Below are 24,591 nucleotides of genomic sequence, written 5' to 3'. Positions count from 1 at the left end.
CGTACGCGCGGCCGTGGCGGCGGGCATGGACGTGGACGACTTCGCTCCGCGCCTGTCCTTCTTCTTCGTCGCCCGGACGCCCGTCCTCGAAGAAGTCGCCGAGATCTTCACGCCGGGGCCTCGCTCTCCGGAATCGTCACGTGGGTCCTGGAACACATCGGCTCGCCCGCTCTCCCAGGCCCGGTGCCCCTGTCCCTCACCCAGGACACCCCGGCACCCGAGCCCGTCTGAAGCCGTCTGAGCCGGCTGCGGCCGCCGCCGGTCCCCGTTCGATCGCCGCGGGGAACCACCCCGTCCGACACCCTCATCCGGAAGGAACGACATGAGCACCAAGCAATCGATGGAGCGCCCCGTCCGAGAAGGCAACCAGGCCGCGCTGGTCGTCGCCTGCCCTGCCTGGCAGAACCTCAAAGACGCCGTGGAATCCCTCGGGTCCTGGCAGTCCGAGGACGGCGCCATCAGCTTCGAAGAGGAACGGGGGCCCACCCTGGAACAGGCGCGTGACGCGGTGACCCGCGTGGTCGCCGCGATCCGCCGGCTCTCCCCGCTGCTTGCGCACGACGCCGACTACCACCTGGCCCTGATCGAGGATCTGACGCGATGGGCGGACAGCGGATTCGGCAAGCCGGATTTCCTCGACTCCCTCCTGGCCTTCGCGCCCGCCGAGCAGCGCGTCGACGGCCTGCGGCACCTGGTGGTCTTCCCGATGCACACACAGAACGGCAACCCCCACTGCAACCTGGAGGCCGTCGCCTTCCGTGTGGTGTGGCCCGATTGGATAGCCGACCTGGAGCGGACCACCTACGGAAATCCGCTCTACCTCGGTATCGAGTTCGAGGGATTCACCTCCGGATACGACACGCATGCCGCGGTCCTCTTCCCCGAGACCGTGGCCGTTCGCGAGAACCCGGGACAGTTCACCTGGGGCGCGATCTTCTGCGACCGGGAGGCCGCGCGTCTGCGCAGCGTGACCAGTGCCGCCGTCGCCGCCACCCGGTTGGAGCTGCCCGGCGACGCCCGGGCTCTCCTGGCGGATCCCGAGCGCATGAAGGAGGCGTTCGTGCTGTGGGATCTCATCCACGACCGGACTCACAGCCTGGGCGACCTCCCCTTCGACCCCTTCATGATCAAGCAGCGTCAGCCCTACTGGATGTACGGCATCGAAGAGCTGCGCTGCGACCTCACCGCCTTCCAAGCCGGCCAGGACCTCATCGAGGACAACGTCCCCCAGGGACGGGACGTGCAGTACGCGATTCTCTTCGACCGCCTGTTCCGCTTCCCGATCACCGGCGACCGAGTCCGCAACTACGACGGTCTCGGCGGGCAGTTGCTCTTCGCCGCCCTGCACCGGGCGGGCGCGATCCGCTGGAGCGACAACACCCTGGCCGTCGACTGGGCCGCCGCCGCAGAGACCGTCGCTCGCCTCCGCACCGAGATCGAGGACCTGTACCGGCTCGGCATCGACCGGCCCAAGGTCGTGCACTGGCTCAAGAGCCACGCGTTCGTCTCCTCGTACCTCTCGCCTCACCCCGCATCCGCCTGGGCCGACGGTGCGACCGCCCTCGACTTCACCCTGCCGCCGCGCAGGCTCGTCGACTCCGCACTGCCCGACGAGTTCCCGTTGAGCATGTTCTACGAGGCCCTGGCGAAGAAGCTGCGCCGCGTGATCGAAGCCACCCGCGGCATCACCGCCTACGGGGAGACCCGCACCGCAGCCTGAGACCGCGCCCCACGTCCCACGCCCGGACAGGAACCTGCCAGGCAGCAACCTGTCCCGCCATCTCCTGGCAGGCCGACCCAGCCAGCACCATCCTTGTTCAGGTACGGATCCCCCGAACATCCCCCCGGATCCCGGCGTGACCTTGCCGCCACAACGAACGGAACGACGCCTTGAGCACCACCACGAGCACCCCCGCCCCCGCGCGGAAACACGACCCGGCGGCACGCTTCTTCGCCAGCGACAACTACGCCGGCGTGCACCCGGAGGTCCTTTCCGCGATCGCCACCGCCAACGGCGGTCATCAGCCGTCCTACGGCCGCGATGTCTACACCCAGAACCTGCAGGACCTCGCGCGTCACCACTTCGGGCCCCATGCGGAGATCCACCCCGTCTTCAGCGGCACCGGAGCGAACGTCATCGCCCTCCAGGCCATGACGGACCGGTGGGGAGCCGTCCTGTGCGCCACCACCGCGCACATCCACGCGGACGAGTGCGGAGCGCCCGAACGCATCGGTGGCCTGAAGCTCATCACCATCCCGGCTCCCGACGGAAAGCTGACCCCGGAACTCCTCGCCACCGAGGCCTGGGGCTGGGACGACATGCACCGAGCCACCCCGCAGGTCGTCTCGATCAGCCAGGCGACGGAGCTGGGGACCGTCTACACCCCTGCGGAGATCCGCGCCATCGCTGATTTCGCGCACGAGCGCGGCATGAAGCTCCACGTCGACGGCGCACAGCTCACCAACGCCGCCGCGTCCCTGGGCGTCACCCTGCGCGAGCTCACCTACGACGCGGGAGTCGACCTCCTGTCCTTCGGCGGCACCAAGTGCGGTGGCCTCTACGGTGACGCGGTGGTCGTGCTCACCCCGAACGGCCCCCGGTCCCTGCGCCACATCATCAAACAGACCACCCAGTTGGTCTCCAAGGCCCGGTTCATCGCAGTCCAGCTGGAGGCACTCCTGGGCGGTGACCTGTGGCTCCGCAATTCCCGGCACGCCAACGCCATGGCCCAGCGCCTCGCCGCCGGCGTCCAGGACATCCCGGGAGTGGAGATCGTCTATCCGGTGGAGGCGAACGGAGTGTTCGCCCGGCTCCCCCACGACGCAGCCGTGCGGCTCCAGGAGAAGTACCACTTCTACTTCCGTGACGAACAGCCCGGTGTCGTCCGCTGGATGTGCTCCTTCGACACGGTCCCTGAGGACGTCGACACGTTCATCCGCACCATCGCCGAAGAGTGCGGCCGAGCTTCCTGATTCCGCCCGACCACCGGCGTCCCGGGCGGCGGTGCGTCGGGGGGCGCACCGCCGGCCGGGGGCGGGGTGTCAGCGGCGCAGGTAGTCCTGGCGGAGGGCCTCCAGGATGTCGGCGGCCTCGGTGAGACCGGCCCGGCGGCAGCGGGCAGCCGCCGTGGTGAGCCGGGCGACGGCGGCCTGGAAGCGGCCGAGGCCCTTGCCCTCGATCAGGGCGGCCATCCGTACCGCTTCGGCGCGGCGCACCTCGCCTTGCCCACCGCCCTCCTCGTGGGCCTCGATGGAGGCCTCCACCTCGGGCAGGGCTTCCTCGAAACGCTCGGCCTCCGCCAGGACGCAGGCCCGGCGGTAGTGCACGTTGCCGCGCTCGTACCAGTGGGCGAACTCCTCGTCGTCCTGCGGCACTCCGGCACGGACCGCGTCCCGCAGCCCGGACGTACCGTTCGGCGGCCTTCCAGTCCCCTTGCCACGCGGCGTCGGCGACGGCCTGCCGCTCCTGCGTCCCGTCCGGCGCATGCCGTCGATCCGGCGCCGTGCGTCAGGGGCGAGTCCGAATCGAGGTCCCGGAGCTCCGTGGACGAGGGCGAGATCCGCTTCGACAAGGCCAAGATGAAGGGGTGCTCGCCGAAGAAGCGCCGGAGTGTCGCCGCCCACGAGCTGGGACATGCGCTGGGCCTCTGCCACAAGGACTTCCGTACGACGTACTCGCTGATGTGGCCCCAGGTGCAAGAGGACTACGACGTACCGCAGGCCGTGGACAAGGCCAACTACAAGAAGCCGTGGGGCTGATCATGGGTGCAAAGCTGTGGGCTGCGGCGGGCCTGACCGGTGGACTACTGCTCGCTGGCGGCGGCTGGTACGCCGTCGCCGGGACGGACAGCTCCACGCACGCGGTGTGCGCGGCGGATCTGTCGAAGGACCCCGTCGTGGCAGACGAGTTCAAGGCGATGGCCGTGGTGGAGACGGTGAAGCACACCCGCGCGTGGGACGACGAGGGTGGCAGCTCGTTCCTGTCCAGCCAGGTACACGTCCTCAGGACACTGCAGGGCACGGTGCCCGAAGTTCTCACGGTCACCCAGGGCGTCACGAAGAAGGGAACCGCCGCCGGCGGATACGTCGACGACGATCCGCTCTACGCCGTCCTGGAGCCGGGCCGCCAGTACGTCGTGGGCATCGAGACCATGGACAACGAAGGTCAGGGTCCGTGGGTCGGGTACGTGGCACCGGCCAAGCGCGGCGTCGACGGCGAGGCCGCGCACTGGCGGGACGTGCAGCGGGCCCCCGTCCCGGCGCCCGCGCACTGCGATGACGTGGTGATCGGGTAGGTACCGGGAACTCGGGCCCCCGGGTGGGGGCCGTCCTGCTCCGGCCGTAAATTCTTCGCGAACGACCCAACCACGAACGCAATTTGATCATCCTCCTTGCCGAGTCCGTTACCGCCCCGTAGTAACGGCTCGCCGATCAAGGAGGCCCTGTGGGTCGTGGGAAGAGCCGTAAGGACGCCGACCGGAAGACCCGCCGCCTCCGCATCGACCTGCCCAGGCGCGGCCGCCGGGGCTGGCGGCGCTGGACGCCCTCCTGGAAACTGGTTTCCGGCCTGTTCCTGCTCTTCACCGGCGCCCTCGCCGGCCTCTTCACCTTCGTCTACATACGGGTAGAGATCCCGGACCCGCACGACTCCGCGCGCCGTCAGGCAACCGTGTACTACTGGGCGGACGGCAGCCGGATGGTGAGCATCGGCGATGTGAACCGGCAGGACGTGAAGCTCTCCCAGGTGCCGGATTCCGTCCAACACGCCGTCATCGCCGCGGAGAACGAGGACTTCTACACCGACTCGGGCGTCTCGGTGACGGGCATCGGCCGCGCCGTCGTCAACATCGCCAAGGGAAAGGAGACCCAGGGCGGCTCGACGCTCACCCAGCAGTACGTGAAGAACACCTATCTGAGCCAGGACCAGACCGTCCAGCGCAAGATCAAGGAACTCTTCCTCTCCCTGAAGATCAGCAACCAGCGGCCCAAAACGGAGATCCTCGAGGGATACCTCAACACCTCCTGGTTCGGCCGCGACGCGTACGGCGTCCAGGCAGCCTCGTACGCGTACTACGGCATCCCCGCCTCGGAGTTGAACCCCAGTCAGGGCGCCCTGCTGGCCGCTGTCCTCAAAGGCGCGGAGAGCTTCGACCCGTCCCTCAGCTCCGCCAACCACCAACGTGCCGAAGACCGTTGGAGCTGGATTCTGGACCGTCAGGTCGACACGGGTTCGATGAGCGCAGAGGAACGCGCGAAGTACACGGAGTTCCCCGAGCCGAAGCCTCCCGTCAAGCCGACCAGCCAGGCCGGGCAGACCGGCTACCTCGTGGACATCGCCAACAAGTACCTCAAGAGCCGCAGCGGAATCACGGACAAAGAACTGGCCGGTGGCGGCTACAGCATCCACACCACCTTCGAGAAGGACAAGGTGGCCGCGCTGACCAAGGCCGTCGAGCAGGTGCGCGCGGACCGACTGGACCCGAAGAACCGTACGGAGGACCAGTACGTGCAGGTCGGCGCCGCCTCGATACGCCCCAAGGACGGGGCGATCGTCGCGCTCTACGGCGGCTCCGACGCGATCGAGCACTTCACCAACAACGCGGACACCTCCGGCGTGCCTGCGGCCTCGGCGTTCAAACCCTTTGTGTACGCCGCCGCTCTGGAGGAGGAGCTCGGCAGCACGGAGCCCCCGGCCGAGAGCCCTGCCCCGGAGCCCCTGAAACCCAGGGCGGTGGGGACGCCCATGGCAGCCGGGCCCCTCCGCACGGCCCTGGTGTTCCCCGACCACGCACCGTTCGTGGAAGCCGGCAAGAAGATCGGGCTGGAGAAGGTCAAGGACCTCGCGGTCGCGTCGGGACTGCGTGAGGAGAGCATGGCCAAGCTGGAGCCGACCTTCTCCATCGGCACCTCCACCCCCAGCGCCGTCCGGCTGGCCAGCGCCTACACGACCTTCATCAACAAGGGCCAGGCCACCGAGCCCTATTCGGTGACCAAGGTCGAGCGCAATGGCGCCACGGTGGACGGGTTCGGCCGACCCAAACCGCGGCGGGCCATGAGCCCCGACACAGCCGCGATCGTGGGCGCGGCGCTGCGCCACGTGGGCTGGAACGCCATCGGACCTACGAAGGACCAGCGGACCTACGTTCCGTCCTGGGCGGGCAAGACGGGCCCGAACGACCGTATGAACTCCGCCTGGTTCATCGGCACGACGCCGGAACTGAGCACCTCGGTCGCGATGTTCCGTACGAAGCCCGACGTCACGCAACTGCTGCCCATGCAGGGCGTGGGCGGCCCCGACTCCGAACGGGGCAGCGCCCTCCCGCCCCTGATCTGGAAGGCTTACACCGAGGTCGTGGTGCCCGCCCCGCCGTACCCGGCGGATGCACCCGGGGAGCACCCGTGATGGCCCCTCCGGGTACCAGTCCGCCTCATCCCAGACCTATCCCGCGAAGTTGTCGGGAACCTGCGCACAGGGGGCGTAGACGCTGATGAACAGGGTCGTCGTCGAGTTGTTCCACTGCACGTCGACCTGGTCCCCGCCTTCCGGGTCCTCGAATCGGAAGCCCAGCTCGCGGAAGGTTGCGCTTGCACGGTCGCCTTCATGGGTGAGTTTCCAACCCTGCTGCACCAGCCGCTGGCGCACGCGCCCCTGCGCCTCTCGGGCGGTGGCTTCGGGGACCTCGGGTACGCTCCAGCTGAGTCCGAAGCTGCGGACGTCGGTTCGCGCCTCGTCAATGTGGGCGATGCTCCGCAGCCCGCGGTAGTAGCAGGCGCCGGTGTCGATCCCGCCCCAGTTCGCAGCGTACTTCGCAGGCAGCGCGAAGTCCTCGTAGACCCCGTCGGACCGGTCCTTGAGCCGTTGCGCGACCACGGCCGGGTCAGCCGAAGGATACGGCGCGCCGTTCCACACGAGGTTCCCCGCCACCACGGCGGCGACTGCCAGCACCACCATCACGAGCCCTGTGACGGCATACAGGACGGACCGCCCGGGGACCCGGGCTCTACGTACAAGGCTCTTGATCATGCTCGTGACGTTAGGCGTGAGCATGGCGCGACGCATGAGTATCCGTACCCAGGAGAGTCCTGCCATCCGCCCCAGCCCTGGCAGCCTTTCCGTCCGCCCGGGCGGTGCCTGCCTCAGCGGGCGCTGCCCATGCTGCGGTCGGCCTCGGAGCCGGTCGGCATCAGGGTGGCTTCCTCGATGCGCTGGAAGCGGCCGTCGGGGGCGAGGTCGGCGAAGACGTAGACCTCCATGGTGACGGTGGTGCCGTCGTTCTTGGTGATGTGGCAGGTGTGCCGGTCGGCGTACTTGTTGCCGTCGTACAGCTGGTCGCCCAGGGCGGATGCGATTCCGGTGCGGTTCATTGCGGCTTCCTTCGGGTGGGGGCGAGTGGGTCGGTAGGTGGGTGGGTGCGGGGTCGGGCGGTGGCTCGGGTTTCAGGCCGTGGCTGCGAGGGTCATGTCGAGCCAGTCGTAGATGCGCGCCAGGGCCAGGCGCGATCTTCGGCATCGACCCGCCGGCCTCCGGCTACCCGGATCTCCTCGTGGACAGCCTCCTCGGCAGTACGGATGCCTAGTGCCGATGCTGAGCGTGCGCCGAGTCCGCTGACCGCAGTGATCACGCGAATTACGGTGGCGGCGGCATGCGAGGACGTGTGACGGTTCGGTCCATGGGCAACTCCAGGGCGTACCCCGTCTTCCAGAGCACTGACGCAGCCATGGCGTACACACAGGCCGAGCACCTGCGTACGCTGATGGCGGAGTGCGAGGCCAAAGCCGAGCTCTACGCCGAGCTGCGAACGGTCGAAGACGTGCGGCAGATGGTTGCGGTCCTGCCGGAGGCGGACTTCGACTACTTCGACTACCTGGACATGCGTACCGGTCCTGCTGGTGAGGATCTCTGGTTCGACCTCGACGTCGCGACCGCAGGTGCCGCCTCGCTGGAGGCACATCTGCCGCTGGACGCCTCGGCAGACGTTCCGACGGGCACTGTGGAAGAGCGCTTCGTGGCGGTTCTCGGCCAGGGCATCGCCGACATCTGCTGGCGCGGCCTGTGGCCTGAGCGCCTGGAAGCAGACCAATACGCGAGCGCGAAATACGACGGGGTCCAGATCGTGTTCCACGGTGAGAGAGCCCAGTTGAACGGGTGGACCGAGCATCACACTGTCTTCGTCCACGGCTGCCACAACCACGGGGCCCTGACCAGAGCCCAGGAGCTCGCCGCGCTCATCGGCAGCAAGGTCCTGGGCGAACCACAGCTCGGATGGTGATCAGGTAGCTCGGGGTGAGCCCGGCGCCTCGGCAGTCGACGGGCTCGCCGGACCGGGCGGCGAGATCCCGGCGTCCAGGGCCTCGCCCGGGCTTCCCGGGCCGCGCCGGCGGGCCCGTACGAAGCGCAGCAGGCGCGTGCTCCCGTAGCCGAGCAGCCAGGGCAGCACGGTGACGCCCCCGACGTACACGGCCAGGTAGCCGAGGAAGTCGTACAGGTGCTCCGGCGCCTCCACGGCGCCGTCGACCCGCACCGGGCGTTTCCACCGGCTCAGCGGGAAGATCATGACGGACGCCGAGGTCAGCACCGGCACCAGGGGAACAAGCACCGACCACAGCCGGGCCCGCGCGCCGGGTGCGGAGGCGCACCACACCCCCAGGCCGACCATGACGAACGGCCCGAACAGCACCCACAGCACGGCCGGGAACAGCAGCAGCACCCACCACTCGTCCGAGTACCGAACATCATCGGCACCACCCCCTGGTGTCACCCGCCCCTGACGCTCTCCTCCCCCGCCGCACGCCGACACGAACCCAACGAACGGGTTGCCCGCCGGCCGCGGCGCCGCAAAGGTGGACGCATGCGCCGACTCATACTGCTCGCCCCGCTGTTCCTGTTCACCGTCGGCTGCGGGGTGGTGGACTCCTCCGAGGGCGAGGCCACGGACGCCGCGCGGGAGGTGGCGAGGAAGGCGGGCCAGCGGCTCTACGGCCAGAATCCGCGTACGGCGGAGGAGGTCGGGCGCTCCGCTTCCCGCATCGACGGGGTGGAGGTACTGCGGGTGAAGGGTACGTCGACACACGACGGGAACGGCGTCGATGTCGTCGTCCGCACCTCCGGCTCGGGGTACAGAGGCTGGCTCGCCCGTGAAGAGGTCTCCCTGCAGCGGTGTTTCGCGGTACGGGTGTCTCCCCGGTCGGAGTGGGGTGAGGATCCCCGTGACGTGGCCTGCCCGGACGGGCCCGCGCTGACCTTCGCCCCGCCACCCGAACCACCCCGGCTGCCCTACGAGGAGCTCCGCGCGAAGCTTCCCCGGGTGGCGGAGGGCAGCCTGGCGGACGAGGGCGAAGTACGGCGTACGCTCGCCGCCCTGGACCTGGATCCGGCGATCCTCACGGAGGTGAAGTCGGACGGAGGCAGGGTCGGTGTCCTCCTGCTGGTCAAGGGCAACGGCTTCGACCCGCAGGACTGCCTTCTCGCCCGCGTGGGCCCCGGCGCCACCGAGGTATGGGTGCCACCCCGGATCCACCGGATGCCCGGAGAAGGCGGCTGCACCGTCTCCAACGCCCTGGACCCGAAACCCTCACCGCACTGAACGGGGTACCCGGCAGGTGCCCTCCGCGTAGATGCGGGCTCACGGGGTGGTGAGCCGTGTGAGGTCGACCCGGACATGGAGACCGTCGTCGGCTGGTTTGGCGGGCCTGGCCCCGGCCCCGAGCAGTACGGAGGTCGCCCGGCTTGCGGCAGGGTTCGCGTGTCGGCCGGTGGGCGGCGCTCGTTACGATCATGGCCTCGCTGAGCTGAGCAGTGGGCCTTGCTACGACGAAGGGTCCACCTGCCACCATGAACCATCGCTTGAGTGAACCGACGTCGGCCCGGTTCGGTGAGGCCGTGTTGTCGCCGGACCAGCTGCCTCCAGCGGTTCACGCGAAGGTCCTGCGGGACGAACTCGTAGCCGCGGCCGAGTGGGTATCCCAGTACCTGAGCGAACTGCCGGCCGGCGCGGTGGGCCGCCAGATGCCTGCCCAGCAGCGGGCGCGCCTGCGTGAGGGGCGGCTCAGCCCACGCGCCGGTGAACTGGGCGGAGTGCTGGACTTCGTGCGGGACGAAATCGCCCCGTTCCCGACGGGGAACGGGCACCCCGCGTTCTTCGCCTGGATCAACTCGCCGCCCGCACCGGCCGGAGTCATCGCCGAACTGCTGGCCTGCGCCATCAACGCGACCTGTGGCATGGGTGAAAGTGCCCTCATGGACCTGGAACGCGGCACCGTGCGCATGCTCGCCGACCTGGCCGGACTACCTGCCGGCACGGGCGGGGTGCTGACCAGCGGCGGCTCCATGGCCAACCTGCTGGCCCTGGCCACCGCCCGCACCTGGTTCCTCACCCGCCGGGGCTCCGCCGACGGTGCCGCCTACGACCGCGACCACGCCCGGCTCACCGTCTACTACAGCGCCCAGGCACACATGTCCGTCGCCAGGGCCGCCTCCTGCATCGGCCTGCCCTCCCACCGCATGCGCCCCGTGGCCACCGATGCGCACGACCGCCTGGACCCGGCAGCCCTGCGCGCCGCGGTCACCGCCGACCTGGACGCGGGCCTGCTGCCGTTCTGCACCGTCAGTACGCTGGGCACCACCGCGACCGGCGCCGTCGACCCGCTCGACCTGGTCACGCAGGTGTGCCGGAGCGTCGGCATGTGGCATCACGCCGATGGGGCCTGGGGCGGGCTGGGAGCCGCCGTCCCGGCCCTGGCCCCCCTCTACCAAGGCGTTGCCGACCTCGACTCGATGACCGTGGACCCCCACAAGACACTGAGCGTGCCGGTGGGCTGCGGAGCACTGCTGGTCCCGGACCCCGAGCATCTGCACACCGCCTTCGCACACCAGGCCTCCTACCTCACCGCGGACGAACCGGACGCCCTGCCGTGGCTCTCCCACGCCACGATCGAGCTGACCCGCCCCGGCACCCGGGCCCTGACCCTCTGGGCCACCCTGCACCACCTGGGCCGCGACGGCGTCACCGACATGATCGAGCGCTACCTGAGCCTCGCCGGCCAACTGCGGGACCGGATCACCGCCGAGCCCGGACTGGAGCTCCTGGCGAGCGGCCCGTGGCCCGTTGTCTGCTTCCGCATCACCGACCCGGACGGTGGAGACCCGGACACCCTTCACACCCGTGTCGCCCGGCGCGTCCAGGACAACGGACGCGCCTACCTCGCCACCGTCTCCGTGCAGGACCGCACTGCTCTCCGCGCCTGCCTGTGCAACCACCGCACCACCACCAACGACCTCGACCTCCTCATCCGCGAAGTCCTCCACGCCGCCGAAACCCACCGCCAACCCGCCGCCACGTAGGCTCAACCGCCCAAAAACCGTCGCCCGCCGGGTCCCGGGCAGATCAGTGGCGCAGCGCGTAGTGGATCAAGCGCGAGCCGGCCTTGTCCGCGGCCAGCCCCAGGGCGGTTCCGATCACCTCGTCCGACAGCTCATCGTCCTTCGCGTTGCAGGCCGCAATTCCGGCTGCTCGTTTGGTGGCACGTTCCAGTGCGGCTACGGCCCTGAGTGCGGCGAGCGGAACGTCCGCGGCCAGGTCGAGCAGCCGGTCCTGCACGCGCTGCAGGAGGGTGGCCAACTCGGCGGGCAACGGCACCGTTCGGGATTCGACGTCCTCGATGTGCTCGGCCCAGTCGTCCTCAGGGCCGTCGATGAGCGGCTCGTACGGGCTCACGGCGTGGACGCCATCACGTCCTCGGCCAGCATGCCCAACCACGACGGCGGCCGAGCAGGGAACACCCGAAAGCGTGGCAGCGGGGCGGGGGTGGTCAGTCGATCGTCCAGCCGTGGTCGCGATGAGCGGCATCGACTTCCTCTTCGCCAAGCCAGGCGAGACCGAACTGCTGGCCCCGTAGGCGGAAGATCCCCGCTGCCCAGTCTGCGAGCTCCTCGTCGAGATCCTCATCGAAGATGATCCCGTCGTCGAAGTCGGGCACCTGCTGTGCGGGGCCGACACCAGACAGCGCCCACTCAGGAAGTTCTCGCGGATTCACCCACCGCCTTCGCCAGAAGGGCCCTTCCCTCGTCCACCAGGTGGTGACTCGGATCACGAGCACGCCGATCTGCTCGTTCCCGTCCATGAGACGAGCGGCAGCACGGCGGTACGGGTCAAGCCGGGCATCGGTCGACGGCTCCGGCCTCTCACGTCTGAACACACCCTCATTCTCACTGTCGCGCGCCGGGCCGGGTCGACCCGGAGCCCAAAACGCCGCCGTGGATCTGCCCGCCTCAGGGTGCGCTCCCGCCTGGCCGTGAAGTCCTCAGCAGGCCCGCACCGGCTAGACTTGCAGAGTTATGCAATTCACTAGTTCCGGATGGGAGGGAAACCATCACGACGGACGGCGAGCCCGCGCAGAGCGAAGCGGCGAAAGAGGAACGGTGGCTGGCCAAGGGCGTCGCGCTGCGTGCCTTTTTCTACATTTGCGGCACCCACCTGTTCGCCGGGTTCGTGTGGCTGCTCTTCTACCTGGGCCAGCACGCTCAGAAGTGAGAGGAGCGGCCGTCTTCCGGTGTCAGAAGCGCGTTGAACCCGCACTAACGGAAGACGGCCGCCGTATGTGGGGCGCGGCCCGGGTGGGACCTGCGCCGTCTGGCTGCCGGCCTAGGTGTGGCTGGTGGCGCGCAGGTCGGCCAGGAGTTCGACCTGGCCTTCCAGCACGCCGGAGAGGATGCCGCGGGCGACCCGCAGCAGTTCGGCGATCTGGGGGTGGGTGAGCTTGTAATACACGTTGGAGCCCTCCCGGCGGGTGACCACCAGGTTGGCCTTGCGCAGGACAGCCAACTGCTGGGACAGACTCGCGGCCTCCACCCCGACCTCCGGCAGCATCTCGGCGACCGCGTGCTCGCATTCGGCCAGGAGCTCCAGGACACGGATGCGGACCGGATGTCCCAGCGTTTTGAAGAACTCCGCCTTCAGCTGGTACAGCGGCGTGCTCACCTGCGTACCTCTGCCGTGACTGCCCATTTCATCCACCCAGAACCGTTCCTTCGCGGGAGCATTCGATGGCCCCTCTTCACACCTTGTGACCTCAACAATTGCAGATCCCTGCAACTCATGGGACCCGGCGGGCGGCCTTCGTGACGTTCGGACCCCGAGAGCGGGCCTTTCGCCGGTCAGGCCTTCTTTGGTGATGACGTCCGCCGGGCCGTGGCCGCTGGCCACAGGGCCTCGGTGCCGGAGACCTCGATCATGCGGCGGTCGGAGAGGACGGTCATCGGGCGGCCTTCCGGATGCGGTGCGGTCGGTGATGCGTACGGGGCAGAAGCCCTGCCTGCTCCAGGTGTTTGCGGGCCCCGGCGATGGCTTCCGGGGTGGTGGCGTACTCACGTCCCTCCAGCCGCAGCAGGTCGAGTGCGCCGACGGCGTCCAGGGCCCGGCGCTGGCCGGGCCGGATGCCGGACGTCATGACGGCGATGCCGCGCCGGTTCAGCTTCTGAACCGCGTCCTTCAGTACGAGGGCGCCGGTCGCGTCCAGGGTGCTCACCCTGGACATGCGCAGGATCACCACCCTCACGTCGGCGACCTCCGACAGCTCCAGGAGGAAGCGGTGGGCTCCGGCGAAGAAGAGGGGGCCGTCGATGCGGTAGGCGACGATGTGCTCCGCCAGCAGGGCGTGTTCCTCCTCGCTGTGCTCGCCGGGCAGATCCGGGCGGAAATCGACCTGCTCCATCCGCGCCTGACTCGCCACCGCCTTGAGCGCGAGGGCTCCGGCGACGATCAGGCCGATGATCACCGCGTACACCAGGTCGAGGACCAGGGTCGCGGCGGCGGTCAGGACGAGCACGACGGCGTCCGAGCGCGTCGCCTTCGCCATCGCCCGCAGCGAGCCGACCTCCACCATGCGGATCGCCGTCGCCAACAGCACACCCGCCAGTGCCGCCAGCGGGATCTTCGAAACGAGGGGCGCGGCGGCGAACACGATCACCGCGAGCACGGCGGCATGGGTGAGGGCAGCGAGGCGGGAGGAGGCGCCGGTACGGACGTTGACCGCCGTGCGCGCGATCGCAGCGGTAGCGGGGACACCGCCGAACAGCGGGGCCGCCAGGTTGGCGATGCCCTGCCCGAACAGTTCCTTGTCCGGGTCGTGCTGCTGCCCCACCGTCATCCCGTCCGCGACGGTTGCCGACAGCAGGGATTCGAGCGCGGCCAGAGCGGCCACCGCGACCGCCGGGGCGAGCAGGGAGCCGAAGGCGGAAGCGTCGAGGAAGGCGAGGGAGGGCGCCGGCAGGCCGGAGGGCAAGTCCCCGATCGGGGCCGCCGCGTCCAGGTGGAGGACCTGCGCGAGCACGGTCGCGGCGATCACCGCAACGATGGAGAACGGGATCGCCGGCTTCCACCGGCCCCCTGCCAGCATCACCGCCGCGACCCCCACCGAGAGCCCGATCGCGGTCCAGTTCGGGAAGGCCACGAACTCCGCGAGGGCCCGCCAGGCCACCAGCAGGACCTTCTCGCCGTCCGGCTTGGCCACCCCGAGGGCATGGGGCATCTGCTGGAGGCCGATCACGCACGCGATGCCGAGGGTGAACCCCTCCACCACCGGCGCCGGCACGTACCGCATGTACTGCCCGGCCCGCAGCAGCGCGAGGCCGATCAGCAGGACACCGGCCATCAGGCCAACGGTCAGGACGCCGCCGGGCCCGTACTGGGCGACGATCGGCACCAGCACCACGGTCATCGCACCGGTCGGCCCGGACACCTGGAGGTTGGATCCGCCGAACAGGGCGGCGAGCGCGCCGGCGACCACTGCGGTGGCCAGCCCCGCCTCCGCGCCCAGCCCGGAGGACACACCGAAGCCGAGCGCGAGCGGGAGGGCGACGATCGCCACGGTCAGCCCCGCCAGGAGATCCCGGCGGGGGCTGCGGCCCATGGCCGCGAAATCAGCCCGCGCCGGCAGCACCGAGCGGACCCGCCCGAGTACGGAGGCCAGGAAGGTGGTCACGGTCACCACGGTCACGGCGCCGGGACCTCGGGCTCCCGCAGCTCCTCAAGCAGTTCGCTCTGCCCGGTCAGCACCTCGGTCAGAATGCGCCGAGCCGCCAGCATCAGCTCTGCGACATCCCTGCCCGCCAGCTCGTAGACGACGGTAGAGCCGTCACGGACCGAGGTGACGATCCCCGACCGGCGCAACACGGCGAGCTGCTGCGACAACGCGGACGGCTCGACCTCGATCGCGGCGAGCAGGTCCCGTACCGGCATCGGCCCGTCCTGGAGCAGCTCAAGAACCCGTATCCGCACGGGGTGCCCGAGCATCCGGAAGAACTCGGCCTTGGCCTGATACAGCGGAACCGGCACGGACTCGCACCCTTCTCATCACCCCGGGCGCCGGGGCGGACGGCCGGCACTCCGCCCGCGGCCACCCACGGACACAGCACCGACAGCACCCACAGCACCCACAGCATCTATGAAATTGCAAACTTATGCAATTCACTGATTCTGCGGTCCACTGCCCGGCTTCGGGCGGTACCGTCATGGCTGGGCCTCGCCGCAACCCCCGTCGGCGAGGCCCTCCCACGGCGGCCACGCTCTTCGCGCCCACACAGAAAGTCGCCTCACACGAGGCGGCTCAGTTCGGCGTGATGCCGGTGAGGACCGCGAGAACAGCGAGACGGATACGGTTGTCCCGGCCCGTCTTCGCCATCAGGCTGGCCACGTGCGTCTTCACCGTGGTGACCCCGAGATGCAGCCGGTCGGCGATCTCCTTGTTGGACAGGCCTACGCCGAGCAGTCCGAGCACCTCCCGCTCGCGCGGGGTGATGGCCGGCACCGGGATGTCCGCAGGGGTGTCCGATGAGGAACGGGTGTGGAGAGCCTGGGCGACGAGGCGGTCAAGGACGTCACGACTGAAGGGGGCCTCTCCGTTGGCTGCCCGGCGTACGGCCTCCAGGAGTTCGGCCGGTGGGGTGTCCTTGACGAGGAAACCGCAGGCTCCGGCCGCGAGCACCGGATACAGATGGTCGTCGTCGTCAAAGGTGGTGAGGGCGACGACCCGGGTGGCGGGGCGTGTGGTCAGGATGCGGCGGGTGGCCGTGATGCCGTCCATGCCGGGCATTCTCAAGTCCATGAGGACGACATCGGGAGTCAGGTGTTCCGCCAGTCGTACCGCCTCCGCGCCGTTGTCCGCCTCGCCCAGGATCTCGATGTCCTGCGCCTGATCGAAGAGCATGCGCAGTCCCATACGGACGAGCTGCTGGTCGTCGACGACAAGGATGCGGATCACAGCTGGGGCTCCATGTCTGTTGCGAGGGAGGGAAGTTCGGCCGTGAGCCGCCAGCCCTGAGCGGCGGGGCCCGCCTCCAGTCGGCCGCCGAGCAGGTCCACGCGTTCACGCATGCCGATCAAACCGTGTCCGGACGGGCCGGAGGCCGGTGGCCGGGCCCTTCCGGCGCCGTCGTCGTGGATCGTCACGCGAACGGCATCTTCGGCGACCCGTACCACCAGTTCGGCGTGTGCGCCGGGGCCGCCGTGCTTGGCCGCGTTGGCCAGGCCCTCTTGGGCCAGGCGCAGGACCGCGAGGCCACGTACCGCGTCCAGCCGCGCAACGCGGGGATCCACGGAAGCGGTTACGGTCAGCCCGGTCTGGCGGCTGTGTTCCACCACCGACTCCAATGCCGCCGGCAGGGCTCCGGGCTCCACCAGGGAGCCGGTGGTGGGACCGGTCCGGTCGGGGGCGCGCAGTACGGCGACCAGGCGCCGCAGATCGGTCAGCGCCGCGCCGGCGCTGGCATGCAGGTCGTCGAGTACGTCGGTGATCCGCGGGTCGGTGGTGCCGGTGGCCGCGGTGACATGCCGGGCAACACCGACGCGCAGCACCATGGAGGAGACGTGGTGGGCCACGAGGTCGTGCAACTCCCGCGCGATGGTGGTGCGTTCCGCAGCACGGGCGGCCAACAACTGTTGTTCGGCGCGGAGTTCCTGCTGTTCCACGTTGCGACGCGCATGCACCGCAGCGTCGCGGGTCACGCGTACGTACGCACCCAGGAGCAGCGGCAGGCCTGCGACGACACCCATCTTGTAGAGCACCGGCAGGAGTTCGCCGGGCAGATCTTCGATGCGGTTCACGGCGACGGCAAGGGCCAGTCCCGTCGCCCCGGCGGCGAGGCGGCGCCCGGACTGCCGTACCGCCAGCTCGAAGAGGGTGACGGCGGCCAGCACCTTCAACGAAGGAACGATGCCGGCGCCGAGCTCGTGTGAGACAACGAGCAGGACCGACTGCGCCAGGAGCGCACCGAACACCCATTTCCCCGCAGCCAGGCACAGCACGAGCCCGGCTGCGGCGAGGCCCCAGCCCCGCGCCCCGAACGGCCGCTGCAGCAGCAGGACATAGCCGACCATTACGCCGGCAAGCGCCAGGATCCGCATCCCGGCGAATCGTCTGTCGAACGCAGGCTCGATCCAAGCTCTGTTCACTCCCCCACGATAGGCGGACGCCCGTACGCCCGGGTCCTGCCGTGGGAGGAGGCCAACTCCTCCCACCGGCCGCGATGTCCGGCCCGTGGAGGGAGTCGGGAACCCGGGTCGGGCGGCGAGGGTGAGCGACATGGATACCGACGCACATACGGCCACGAGTGCCAACGCGGACGCAGAACCCACCACCATGGGACGGCGGTCCCTCCTCGGCGGTGCGGCCGCTCTGGGGCTGGGGAGCACAGCCTTCGGCACCACCGCCCACGCGAACGGCGCCCCATCGAGGTCCCACACCAGGGCCGGCCGCTTCCAGGGAAAGTCCGTGCTCATCACGGGCGCCACATCCGGCATAGGCAGGGCGGCGGCCAAGGCGTTCGCCCTTGAGGGCGCCCATGTCGGATTCTGTGGCAGACGAGCCGAGTTGGGACGCCAGGTGGAACGCGAGATCCGGGACGCGGGCGGCGAAGCCACGTACATCGAGGCCGATGTCCGCGTGGACGTCCAAGTGCGCAGCTTCGTGGACCGGGTCGCGAGCCGTTACGGCGGCATCGACGTCGCCTTCAACAACGCCGGCATCGGAAGCGGCAAACTGCCCCACGAGATGAGCGTCGAGGAGTGGGACGACGTCCTGGCCACCAACGCCCGGGGCGTGTTCCTCGCGATCAAGTACGAGATTCCGCACATGCTCAAGGCGCAGCACGGCGTCATCATCTGCACCTCGTCATCAGCGGCCGAACAGGCGCGGCCGAACAGCGCCGCGTACACCGCGAGCAAGCGGGCGGTACAGGGCATGGTGAAGTCCGCAGCCCTCGCGTACGGACCCAAGGGAATCAGGCTCAACGCCCTGCTGCCCGGCACCACCGACACCCCCTTCGTCCGCCCGCCGGGAATCCCGGACGCGGATTGGGCGAAGTACAAGCAGGCGTGGGGACCGCTCAACGTCGACGGCCTCGAACGAATGGCCGAAGCCGAGGAGATCGCGCGCGCGGTGCTCGGGCTCGCGTCCGACGACTTCCCCTACATGACGGGTGCGTCGATCACCGTGGACGGCGGAAGCACGGCGGGCAGGAAGATGATCCGGCCGAGCGGTACGTGAGGCTGCCGGGTTCACTACTCCTCGCACGCCGACGCCCCTCCCAACCAGCACGAAAGGATCGGCCCGGCACATCAACTAGGCATCTAACAAACGGAGTCGATGCCAATCGACCCCACCCCCCTGTCAGTGGCACGGCATACGCCGCACAGACGAAGTGGGGCCCGTTCACGCACGGACGCGTATTCCAGGGCACACGGCAGCACGTGCCCCGGCAGGCCCTTACGGCTCGATCCTCAGGAGGGATCTTGACTTCACCGCACCGCGGACGACTGCGCGCCCTGGCCGCCGGAGGCGTACTCGCCCTGGCCGCCGGCGTCCTCTCCGCCGCCCCGAGCACCGCCGCCCCGCAGTCCCTGGCGCCCGCACCGGCCCTCGCGCGGCCCGCGGCCGCCCCGACAACGGAGTCGGCCTCCAGCGCCTCGCCGCGAGGCGACGGCGGGCACCCGACCGTCGTCATGCCCGACCGCGCCACGCCCTCCGCACCGGTGGCTGCCGCGGCCCTGCCGCGGCACGACGTCGACGGCGACGGCATCAGCGACATGATCGTCGTGGAGTACGACCAGAGCATGGGCGTCTACCTGTCGTCGATCTCCGACTGGGGCGACTACACGATCTCCAAGACCGACCCCGATTCCTCGTACAAGGACCTGTTGCCGGTCGGCGACGTCGGCGGCACGGCCAAGGCCGAGTTGCTCTCCCTCTCCTTCGACGGCGTACTCACTCTCTACGAGACCGGTCTGAAGGGCACGTCGGCGCCCCTGTGGTCGGGGGGCGGCTGGCAGAAGTACAACCGCCTCGTGGCCACCGGCGACGTGACTGGCGACCACCACCCCGATCTGCTGGCCCGCGACCACGTCGGCGACCTGTGGCTGTACACCGGCACCGGGAGCGTCAGCAAACCCTTCAACACGCGGGTCAAGGTCGGCTCCGGCTGGGGGATCTACGACCAGATCGTCGGTGCCAGCGATGTCGACGGCGACGGCCTCGGCGACGTCTTCACCCGCACCCTGACCGGCGAGTTGTGGTTCCACAAGGGATCCGGCAGTGCCACCGCCCCGCTCAAGCCCCGCGTCAAGGTCGGCACGGGCTGGAACACGTACAACGTGATCAGCGGCCCGGACGATGTCGACGGCGACGGCTTGAGCGACCTGATCGCCCGCAATCGCGACGGCCTGCAGTACTTCTACAAGTCGATCGGCGGAGGCAAGTTCGCCGCACCCGTCTACCACGGCAGCGGGTGGGAACTCAACAGGTTCATGGTCGGCGCGGGCACCACTCAGCTCTACGGCAAGTCACAGAACCTCATGACCGAGTCCAACAACACGCTGGCCAAGTACTACGCCCTGGCCAACGGCACCTACGTGACGCCGCCGATGGCGGTCGGCACCGAGACGCCCGGCTCCCGCAACACCTACGCCACCGCGCTCAACAGCCACAACCACGCCAGCTACGTGCAGAACATCGGCAGCGATCTGTACATCCGCGGCCTGAAGGTCAGCACGACGTGGAACTACACGCTCATGGTCGGCCCAGGTGACCTCACCGGCGACGGCAAGGGCGACCTGCTCAGCCGCGACTCCGCCGGCGTCCTGTGGCTGCACCCCGGCGACGGCGCGGTGGAGACCAAGCTCGGCACGCGGATCAAGGTCGGCACCGGCTGGAACGCCTACAACGCGGTCGTCGGCGCAGGCGACTACTCCGGCGACGGGCGGCCCGACGTGATCGCCCGGGACACCTCCGGCAGGGTGTTCCTCTACAAGGGCACGGGGACGTCCACCGCGCCGTTCGCCGCCCCGGAGCAGGTCGCCACCGGCTGGAACGTGTACGACACGCTGCTCGTGCCGGGCGACATCGACGGCGACAGCAAGGGCGACGTGCTCGGCCGCCTCCCGAACGGCGACATGTACCTGTACACCTCAACGGGCAACGCCGGCACCGCGACCTTCACCGCCCGGGTGCTGTTCGGCAGAGGCTGGAACATCTACAAGAACATGATCTGACTCCCCCGGCCGCCCGGCGGCCGGTCCACGATCAGCGACGGCGCGGGCCCGTCCACCGGCACCAGCCGACGGGCGGGCCCGCGTCCGTGCCGGGCGTCGCGACCCGGCGAACCTTTCCGGTCACGGCACTAGCCGGCCTTGAGGGTGCCACCGTCGATGACGTGGTCGGCGCCGTGGATGTTGGCGGCACGTTCGGACAGGAGGAAGGCGACCAGGTCGGCCACCTCCTCGGGCGTGGTGATGCGTCCCGAGGCGAGGCCGAACTGGCCGGGAATGCTCTCGAGCAGATCGCTGTGGCTGACACCGTAGGCGTCGGCCACCTTGCCGCCGAAGCCGTTCGGGTCGGTCCACAGCGGGCTCGCGACGAAGCCGGGGGAAACGGTGTTGACCCGTACCCCGCGCGGGGCCAGTTCCTCGCTGAGCCGCTTGCTGAGCTGGTTCAGCGCCGCCTTGGCCTCGGCGTAGCCGACCGGTGAACCGGCGGGCACGCGCGCGTTGATCGACGAGATGTTGACGATCGACCCCCTGCGCTCCAGGATGCTCGGCAGTGCCGCCCGGGTCGTCCAGACCGCGCTGAACAGGTTGAGGTCGAAGACGGCCTGCCATTGCTCGTCGTCCACGTCGAGGAAGCCGCCCAGGGACAGCTTGTCCGGGTCGCCCGCGCCGACGTTGTTGACCAGGAAATCGATCCCGCCCACCGCGTTGATCGCCTCCTCGACCACCCTCGTCGCCCCGTCGCGCGTGCTCAGGTCGACCGACACGGCGGCGGCTGCGGCCTTCTCCAGCTCGGGGGTGATGGTGCGGGCGGCGCCCACCACCCGGACGCCTTCTGCGGCCAGCGCCTGGGTGATGGCGAGGCCGATGCCTCGGCCCGCGCCGGTGACGATGGCGGTCTTGCCCGTGATTCCGAGGTCCATGACTCTCTTTCCTGTGACTGCAGGTTTTCTTGAACTACAGGTCAAAAACTAGGGCGTAAAAAATGCCCCCGTCGGGGGCATCGTGGATCAGAGACCCGCCAGGGCGGTGTCGATGATCCCGTGCAAGATCGGCCTGTCGAACGACTTGGCCATGACGCGCAGCCCCACGATCGTGTTCAGGAGGAACTGGGCCTGCGCCCCGGCGTCGACCTCCGGGGCGACATCACCGTCGCGTCGCCCCTGCTCGATCCGGGCGGTGAGGAGCTGGATGGTGTGCTGCCCCATGCGCTGAACCGCCCGGGTGGCCTCCTCGTCCCGACCGCCGAGCTCCAGCGCGGTGTTGGCGCCGAGGCAGCCACGCCTGACGGGCCCGTTCAGGTCCGTATCCACCAGGAAGATCAGGTAGTCGCGGATGCACTCCCTGGTCGCACCGGGCCGCGCGAGGAGCTCCTCGGTCATCTCGGAGCCGGCGCGATCGTAGAGCTCGAGGGCCTTGCCGAACAGCTCACGCTTGGATCCGAAGGCGTGGTACAGGCTCCCCTTGGCCACCCCGGTGGCCTCCGCGAGATCGGCGGGGGAGGTGCCGGCGTAGCCATTGGTCCAGAAAGCCTCCATCGCCTGCGCGATGACCACGTCCGGTTCGAAGTTCTTCGGCCTGCCCATGACCTCACGCTATCGATTCTTGACCCGAAGGTCAAGAACTCGGGTGCTGATCCGGTTGCGCAGCACCGTCGAACCGCATCGGCTCGGGCAGCTACTGACCTACTTGGCGCCGAGACCGGCGTCGGAGACCTCAGGCTTGCCCGCCGCCTTGAGTACCTTGTTCAGAAGCCGCAGGTCGTAGATGCCGTTCAGGTCGGGCTGCTCGATGAACTTGGCCTTGACCGCGTGGTCGGCCTGCTTCTTCAGCGTCGCAGCCAGCGGGTCGTCGGTGACCGCCAAGCTCGGCCACGCCGGGCGGATGACCTCCGCCTCGAGCGGCTTACCGGTGTCCGCGGCGAGCTTGGTGTTCGCGGAAACCTTCGCCTGGTCCTGATGGGCGTGGATCCACCCGTTCGTCCTGACCGTGCCGCGCAGCACGGCCTCGACCACATCCGGGTGCTCCTTGAGGAACTTCTGCGACACGACGATGTTCGTGATCACGAACTTGTTCTCCGGCCACAGGAAGCCCTCGTCGAGAAGGACCTTGCCGCCGTCGGAGACGAGCTTGGAGGCGGTGGGCTCCGGCACCCAGGCGCCGTCGATGGAGCCCTGCTTGAAGGCGTCCGGGGTGACCTTGTTGTCGGTGCGGACGACGGAGACGTCGCCCTTGCCGGACTCGGGGTCGACGTTCCAGCCCTTTTCGGCGATCCAGTTGAGGAACGCGACGTCCTGCGTGTTCCCCTTCTGCGGAGTGGCGATCTTCTTGCCCTTGAGGTCATCCAGAGTCTTGATCTTCTCCGGGTTCACCACCAGCTTCACGCCACCCGAGGCAGAGCCGGAGATGATCCGCAGGTTCGAACCCTTGGACTTCACGTAGCCGTTGATCGACGGCGAGGGACCGATGAAACCAATGTCGAGAGAGCCCCCGTTGAGCGCCTCGATCTCGGACGGACCGGCATTGAAGGTCTGCGGCCTGATCGTCGTGGAGCCCAACTCCTTCTGGATCAGCCCTTCCTGGAGGCCGACCAGAGCGGTGGCGTGCGTCAGGTTCGGGAAGTAGCCGATGCGGACCTCGGAAGCCGACAGCGGCTTGTCGGCATCAGCAGCGAGGTTTGTCTTCCCGTCCCCCTTCTTCGCCTCGGCCTGGTAGCCGCAGGCCGTGAGTAAGAGGGGAAGCGCCGCTGTTACGGCGATGGCTCGCAGGGTGCTGAGCGGTCTTGCGGCAGACACGAAGGTGTCCCTTCACGGGGTGGGCGTTCGGGAAGGCAGGGAGAGACGCACGATGCGACGTCATCGGCACGCACGGCACCCACTCCCCGCCGCCGGTGCTGAAACGCCGTAGCCGGCCGAGAAGTGGAAGGGTGTCGCGGAGACCACGGAGTGGACGTCGAGCCGCTGCGCATCGCACGCCGCGCGCGAAGGTGGCGCGGACGGTGAGGTCCGACGAAGGGCTGCCCGGCTGACGGAGAGCGGGAAGGCGAAGCGCACAACGGTCCACTGCACGTGGAGCCAGGCCCTACGGAGGACGTCAGGCAGGCTGACAGATGGCGCTGGACGTCCGAACCAGGTCGATGTGCCGACGGGTGGTAAGCGGGGGCAGCAGACGGCGCGGATGGTGCGGTGTTCGCACGGCCACCTCGCAACTCCCTAGTTTTCTCACCTGGTTGCCAGGAATCTTGACAGACGGGAGTCGCCCGCCCAAGAGCTTGCCCACATGATGGACGAGCACATGCGGCCGGCACACGCGCGAAACACGCAAGTGGCCGGATAGCCAGGGTTACGGCCGCCGTCCCCGGCTACCCGGCCCGGGACCTCCGCCACTCCACTTCCTCGGCCGCCATCGGGGCCTGGATGCTGTAGACGTCGCCGACCCGCAGCTTGTCCGGCGTCCTGTACTCGCCACAGGCGCCGATGACGGAGACGGCCACCTGGGAAGCGGGCTGCCAGAAGGTACGGAAGTACGGGGCGTTCGCCGGGATTTCCGGGATCTCCAGCAGCGGGACGCCGCGCCGCTCCAGCAGGCGTCGCAGCTTCTCGAACCGGAGCCTGGGGGTGAACCGCCCGTACCGGGCGCGGAGTACACCGTCCACGAGGGTGCGGTCCCGGTGCGCGAGCCGGTGCACCTGCAAGGTGTAGTGGTGGCCCGACCAGGGGTCGTCGGCGCAAGCCCGGTCCCAGTAGAACTCGACGAGGCCGTAGTCGCGGACCATGCCCTGGTCGGACGTGTTCTCGCCGAAGTCCGCCCCGAGGACCTCGGTGACGCGGTCGGGCGAGTCCGCGGGACCCACGCCGAGCACGGTGCCGGCGGTGACGACGTCCACGTAGAACGCCAGGGAGTACGGAGTCAAAGGCTGAATCCTCGGTGCGGTTCGGTTCGGTTCGGTTCGGTGCGGTGCATTCCGTTGCATTGCGTGCACACCACCGTAACCCTCGGATTCCGCTCGGCCCGGCCGCAACCCGCCAAGGGACCGGCAGGCAGGATTTCCATTCAG

Annotated in this window: 26 protein-coding genes and 2 pseudogenes; 12 read left to right on the top strand and 16 right to left on the bottom strand. The window is 69.2% G+C overall.

The features are described from left to right. Position 1 precedes the first annotated feature (1 nt). The 3 genes and pseudogenes from OHU74_RS34385 to OHU74_RS34375 all read left to right on the top strand — a co-directional run. Positions 2–103, top strand: a pseudogene (locus OHU74_RS34385) (methylmalonyl-CoA mutase family protein); the annotation flags it as partial. A gap of 219 nt (positions 104–322) precedes the next feature. Then, positions 323–1,720 (top strand): DUF6421 family protein, encoded by a 1,398-nt coding sequence (locus OHU74_RS34380; RefSeq protein ID WP_371614256.1) that lies wholly within the window; start codon positions 323–325, stop codon positions 1,718–1,720. Positions 1,721–1,890: 170 nt separating this feature from the next. Next, on the top strand, positions 1,891–2,973 hold the full coding sequence (locus OHU74_RS34375) for a low specificity L-threonine aldolase (RefSeq protein WP_371614257.1): 1,083 nt from the start codon (positions 1,891–1,893) through the stop codon (positions 2,971–2,973). Between the two features lie 69 nt (positions 2,974–3,042). On the opposite strand, the gene OHU74_RS34370 is transcribed toward OHU74_RS34375, so the two are convergent. Beyond that, positions 3,043–3,375, bottom strand: a complete 333-nt coding sequence (locus OHU74_RS34370; RefSeq protein WP_371614258.1) for a hypothetical protein — start codon at positions 3,373–3,375, stop codon at positions 3,043–3,045. 168 nt (positions 3,376–3,543) lie between these two features. Between OHU74_RS34370 and OHU74_RS34365 the strand changes: the two genes are divergently transcribed. From OHU74_RS34365 to OHU74_RS34355, 3 genes are all read left to right on the top strand, one after another. Next, positions 3,544–3,759, top strand: coding sequence for a matrixin family metalloprotease (locus OHU74_RS34365; RefSeq protein ID WP_371614259.1), 216 nt, complete (start codon positions 3,544–3,546; stop codon positions 3,757–3,759). A gap of 2 nt (positions 3,760–3,761) precedes the next feature. Further along, positions 3,762–4,295 (top strand): hypothetical protein, encoded by a 534-nt coding sequence (locus OHU74_RS34360; RefSeq protein ID WP_371614260.1) that lies wholly within the window; start codon positions 3,762–3,764, stop codon positions 4,293–4,295. A gap of 149 nt (positions 4,296–4,444) precedes the next feature. After that, entirely contained in the window at positions 4,445–6,403 is a 1,959-nt protein-coding gene (locus OHU74_RS34355) for a transglycosylase domain-containing protein (protein WP_371614261.1), read from the top strand. A 36-nt stretch (positions 6,404–6,439) separates the two neighbouring features. Here OHU74_RS34355 and OHU74_RS34350 read toward each other — a convergent pair whose 3' ends face one another. Both OHU74_RS34350 and OHU74_RS34345 read right to left on the bottom strand, forming a co-directional pair. Continuing rightward, the gene (locus OHU74_RS34350; protein WP_371614262.1) at positions 6,440–7,024 is read right to left on the bottom strand and encodes a hypothetical protein; all 585 of its coding nucleotides are present in this window, start codon (positions 7,022–7,024) and stop codon (positions 6,440–6,442) included. 113 nt (positions 7,025–7,137) lie between these two features. Beyond that, positions 7,138–7,332, bottom strand: a pseudogene (locus OHU74_RS34345) (nuclear transport factor 2 family protein); the annotation flags it as partial. Positions 7,333–7,670: 338 nt separating this feature from the next. On the opposite strand from OHU74_RS34345, the gene OHU74_RS34340 reads away from it, so the two are divergent. After that, positions 7,671–8,270: a hypothetical protein gene (locus tag OHU74_RS34340; RefSeq protein ID WP_371614263.1), complete on the top strand. Its 600-nt coding sequence runs from the start codon at positions 7,671–7,673 to the stop codon at positions 8,268–8,270. On the opposite strand, the gene OHU74_RS34335 is transcribed toward OHU74_RS34340, so the two are convergent. After that, positions 8,271–8,759 carry a hypothetical protein gene (locus tag OHU74_RS34335; protein WP_371614264.1) on the bottom strand — a complete coding sequence of 163 codons (489 nt, stop codon included), beginning with the start codon at positions 8,757–8,759 and terminating at the stop codon, positions 8,271–8,273. Positions 8,760–8,849: 90 nt separating this feature from the next. Here OHU74_RS34335 and OHU74_RS34330 point away from each other — a divergent pair, with 90 nt between their 5' ends. Together OHU74_RS34330 and OHU74_RS34325 are read left to right on the top strand one after the other, a co-directional pair. Beyond that, complete coding sequence (locus tag OHU74_RS34330; RefSeq protein ID WP_371614265.1) at positions 8,850–9,584, top strand: translation initiation factor IF-2; 735 nt, start codon at positions 8,850–8,852, stop codon at positions 9,582–9,584. Between the two features lie 260 nt (positions 9,585–9,844). Next, entirely contained in the window at positions 9,845–11,341 is a 1,497-nt protein-coding gene (locus OHU74_RS34325; protein ID WP_371614266.1) for an aspartate aminotransferase family protein, read from the top strand. 43 nt (positions 11,342–11,384) lie between these two features. Here OHU74_RS34325 and OHU74_RS34320 read toward each other — a convergent pair whose 3' ends face one another. Together OHU74_RS34320 and OHU74_RS34315 are read right to left on the bottom strand one after the other, a co-directional pair. Further along, positions 11,385–11,714, bottom strand: coding sequence for a hypothetical protein (locus OHU74_RS34320; protein WP_371614267.1), 330 nt, complete (start codon positions 11,712–11,714; stop codon positions 11,385–11,387). Positions 11,715–11,808: 94 nt separating this feature from the next. Then, complete coding sequence (locus OHU74_RS34315) at positions 11,809–12,120, bottom strand: hypothetical protein (protein WP_371614268.1); 312 nt, start codon at positions 12,118–12,120, stop codon at positions 11,809–11,811. Between the two features lie 137 nt (positions 12,121–12,257). Here OHU74_RS34315 and OHU74_RS34310 point away from each other — a divergent pair, with 137 nt between their 5' ends. Next, the gene (locus OHU74_RS34310) at positions 12,258–12,530 is read left to right on the top strand and encodes a DUF6126 family protein (RefSeq protein ID WP_371619889.1); all 273 of its coding nucleotides are present in this window, start codon (positions 12,258–12,260) and stop codon (positions 12,528–12,530) included. Between the two features lie 111 nt (positions 12,531–12,641). Here the strand turns inward: OHU74_RS34310 and OHU74_RS34305 are convergent, their stop codons facing one another. The 5 genes from OHU74_RS34305 to OHU74_RS34285 all read right to left on the bottom strand — a co-directional run bounded on the left by OHU74_RS34305 (position 12,642) and on the right by OHU74_RS34285 (position 17,447). After that, a complete protein-coding gene (locus tag OHU74_RS34305) occupies positions 12,642–12,977 on the bottom strand; it encodes an ArsR/SmtB family transcription factor (protein ID WP_371614269.1) in 336 nt (111 codons plus the stop codon). Between the two features lie 274 nt (positions 12,978–13,251). Beyond that, on the bottom strand, positions 13,252–14,907 hold the full coding sequence (locus tag OHU74_RS34300) for a SulP family inorganic anion transporter (protein ID WP_371619536.1): 1,656 nt from the start codon (positions 14,905–14,907) through the stop codon (positions 13,252–13,254). 83 nt (positions 14,908–14,990) lie between these two features. After that, positions 14,991–15,332 (bottom strand): ArsR/SmtB family transcription factor, encoded by a 342-nt coding sequence (locus OHU74_RS34295; RefSeq protein WP_371614270.1) that lies wholly within the window; start codon positions 15,330–15,332, stop codon positions 14,991–14,993. A gap of 271 nt (positions 15,333–15,603) precedes the next feature. Then, positions 15,604–16,257 carry a response regulator gene (locus OHU74_RS34290; protein ID WP_371614271.1) on the bottom strand — a complete coding sequence of 218 codons (654 nt, stop codon included), beginning with the start codon at positions 16,255–16,257 and terminating at the stop codon, positions 15,604–15,606. Then, positions 16,254–17,447 (bottom strand): sensor histidine kinase, encoded by a 1,194-nt coding sequence (locus OHU74_RS34285; protein ID WP_371614272.1) that lies wholly within the window; start codon positions 17,445–17,447, stop codon positions 16,254–16,256. The genes OHU74_RS34290 and OHU74_RS34285 overlap by 4 nt, the downstream gene beginning before the upstream one ends. Before the next feature lie 130 nt (positions 17,448–17,577). Between OHU74_RS34285 and OHU74_RS34280 the strand changes: the two genes are divergently transcribed. Both OHU74_RS34280 and OHU74_RS34275 read left to right on the top strand, forming a co-directional pair. Beyond that, complete coding sequence (locus tag OHU74_RS34280; protein ID WP_371614273.1) at positions 17,578–18,540, top strand: SDR family NAD(P)-dependent oxidoreductase; 963 nt, start codon at positions 17,578–17,580, stop codon at positions 18,538–18,540. 245 nt (positions 18,541–18,785) lie between these two features. Next, positions 18,786–20,540, top strand: coding sequence for an FG-GAP repeat domain-containing protein (locus OHU74_RS34275; RefSeq protein ID WP_371614274.1), 1,755 nt, complete (start codon positions 18,786–18,788; stop codon positions 20,538–20,540). A 128-nt stretch (positions 20,541–20,668) separates the two neighbouring features. Here OHU74_RS34275 and OHU74_RS34270 read toward each other — a convergent pair whose 3' ends face one another. The 5 genes from OHU74_RS34270 to OHU74_RS34250 form a co-directional block, all read right to left on the bottom strand. Further along, entirely contained in the window at positions 20,669–21,457 is a 789-nt protein-coding gene (locus OHU74_RS34270) for an SDR family oxidoreductase (RefSeq protein WP_371614275.1), read from the bottom strand. Between the two features lie 87 nt (positions 21,458–21,544). Continuing rightward, positions 21,545–22,120 (bottom strand): TetR/AcrR family transcriptional regulator, encoded by a 576-nt coding sequence (locus tag OHU74_RS34265; protein ID WP_371614276.1) that lies wholly within the window; start codon positions 22,118–22,120, stop codon positions 21,545–21,547. A gap of 99 nt (positions 22,121–22,219) precedes the next feature. After that, positions 22,220–23,329: an aliphatic sulfonate ABC transporter substrate-binding protein gene (locus OHU74_RS34260; RefSeq protein ID WP_371614277.1), complete on the bottom strand. Its 1,110-nt coding sequence runs from the start codon at positions 23,327–23,329 to the stop codon at positions 22,220–22,222. Between the two features lie 298 nt (positions 23,330–23,627). Continuing rightward, positions 23,628–23,729: a putative leader peptide gene (locus tag OHU74_RS34255; protein ID WP_371619888.1), complete on the bottom strand. Its 102-nt coding sequence runs from the start codon at positions 23,727–23,729 to the stop codon at positions 23,628–23,630. Between the two features lie 166 nt (positions 23,730–23,895). Then, positions 23,896–24,447, bottom strand: a complete 552-nt coding sequence (locus tag OHU74_RS34250; protein ID WP_371614278.1) for a hypothetical protein — start codon at positions 24,445–24,447, stop codon at positions 23,896–23,898. Positions 24,448–24,591: the final 144 nt, after the last annotated feature.

It is taken from the genome of Streptomyces sp. NBC_00454 (assembly GCF_041434015.1).
GTDB lineage: Bacteria > Actinomycetota > Actinomycetes > Streptomycetales > Streptomycetaceae > Streptomyces.
The sequence above is the reverse complement of the archived record's forward strand: the minus strand, read 5'-3'. Positions and strand labels throughout refer to the sequence as shown.

Coding starts and splice junctions, on each gene's coding strand:
- OHU74_RS34380 (WP_371614256.1), top strand. CDS start 323: ATGAGCACCAAGCAATCGATGGAGCGCCCCGTCCGAGAAGGCAACCAG.
- OHU74_RS34360 (WP_371614260.1), top strand. CDS start 3,762: ATGGGTGCAAAGCTGTGGGCTGCGGCGGGCCTGACCGGTGGACTACTG.
- OHU74_RS34350 (WP_371614262.1), bottom strand. CDS start 7,024: ATGATCAAGAGCCTTGTACGTAGAGCCCGGGTCCCCGGGCGGTCCGTC.
- OHU74_RS34340 (WP_371614263.1), top strand. CDS start 7,671: ATGGGCAACTCCAGGGCGTACCCCGTCTTCCAGAGCACTGACGCAGCC.
- OHU74_RS34330 (WP_371614265.1), top strand. CDS start 8,850: ATGCGCCGACTCATACTGCTCGCCCCGCTGTTCCTGTTCACCGTCGGC.
- OHU74_RS34315 (WP_371614268.1), bottom strand. CDS start 12,120: ATGGACGGGAACGAGCAGATCGGCGTGCTCGTGATCCGAGTCACCACC.
- OHU74_RS34300 (WP_371619536.1), bottom strand. CDS start 14,907: ATGGGCCGCAGCCCCCGCCGGGATCTCCTGGCGGGGCTGACCGTGGCG.
- OHU74_RS34280 (WP_371614273.1), top strand. CDS start 17,578: ATGGATACCGACGCACATACGGCCACGAGTGCCAACGCGGACGCAGAA.
- OHU74_RS34270 (WP_371614275.1), bottom strand. CDS start 21,457: ATGGACCTCGGAATCACGGGCAAGACCGCCATCGTCACCGGCGCGGGC.
- OHU74_RS34265 (WP_371614276.1), bottom strand. CDS start 22,120: ATGGGCAGGCCGAAGAACTTCGAACCGGACGTGGTCATCGCGCAGGCG.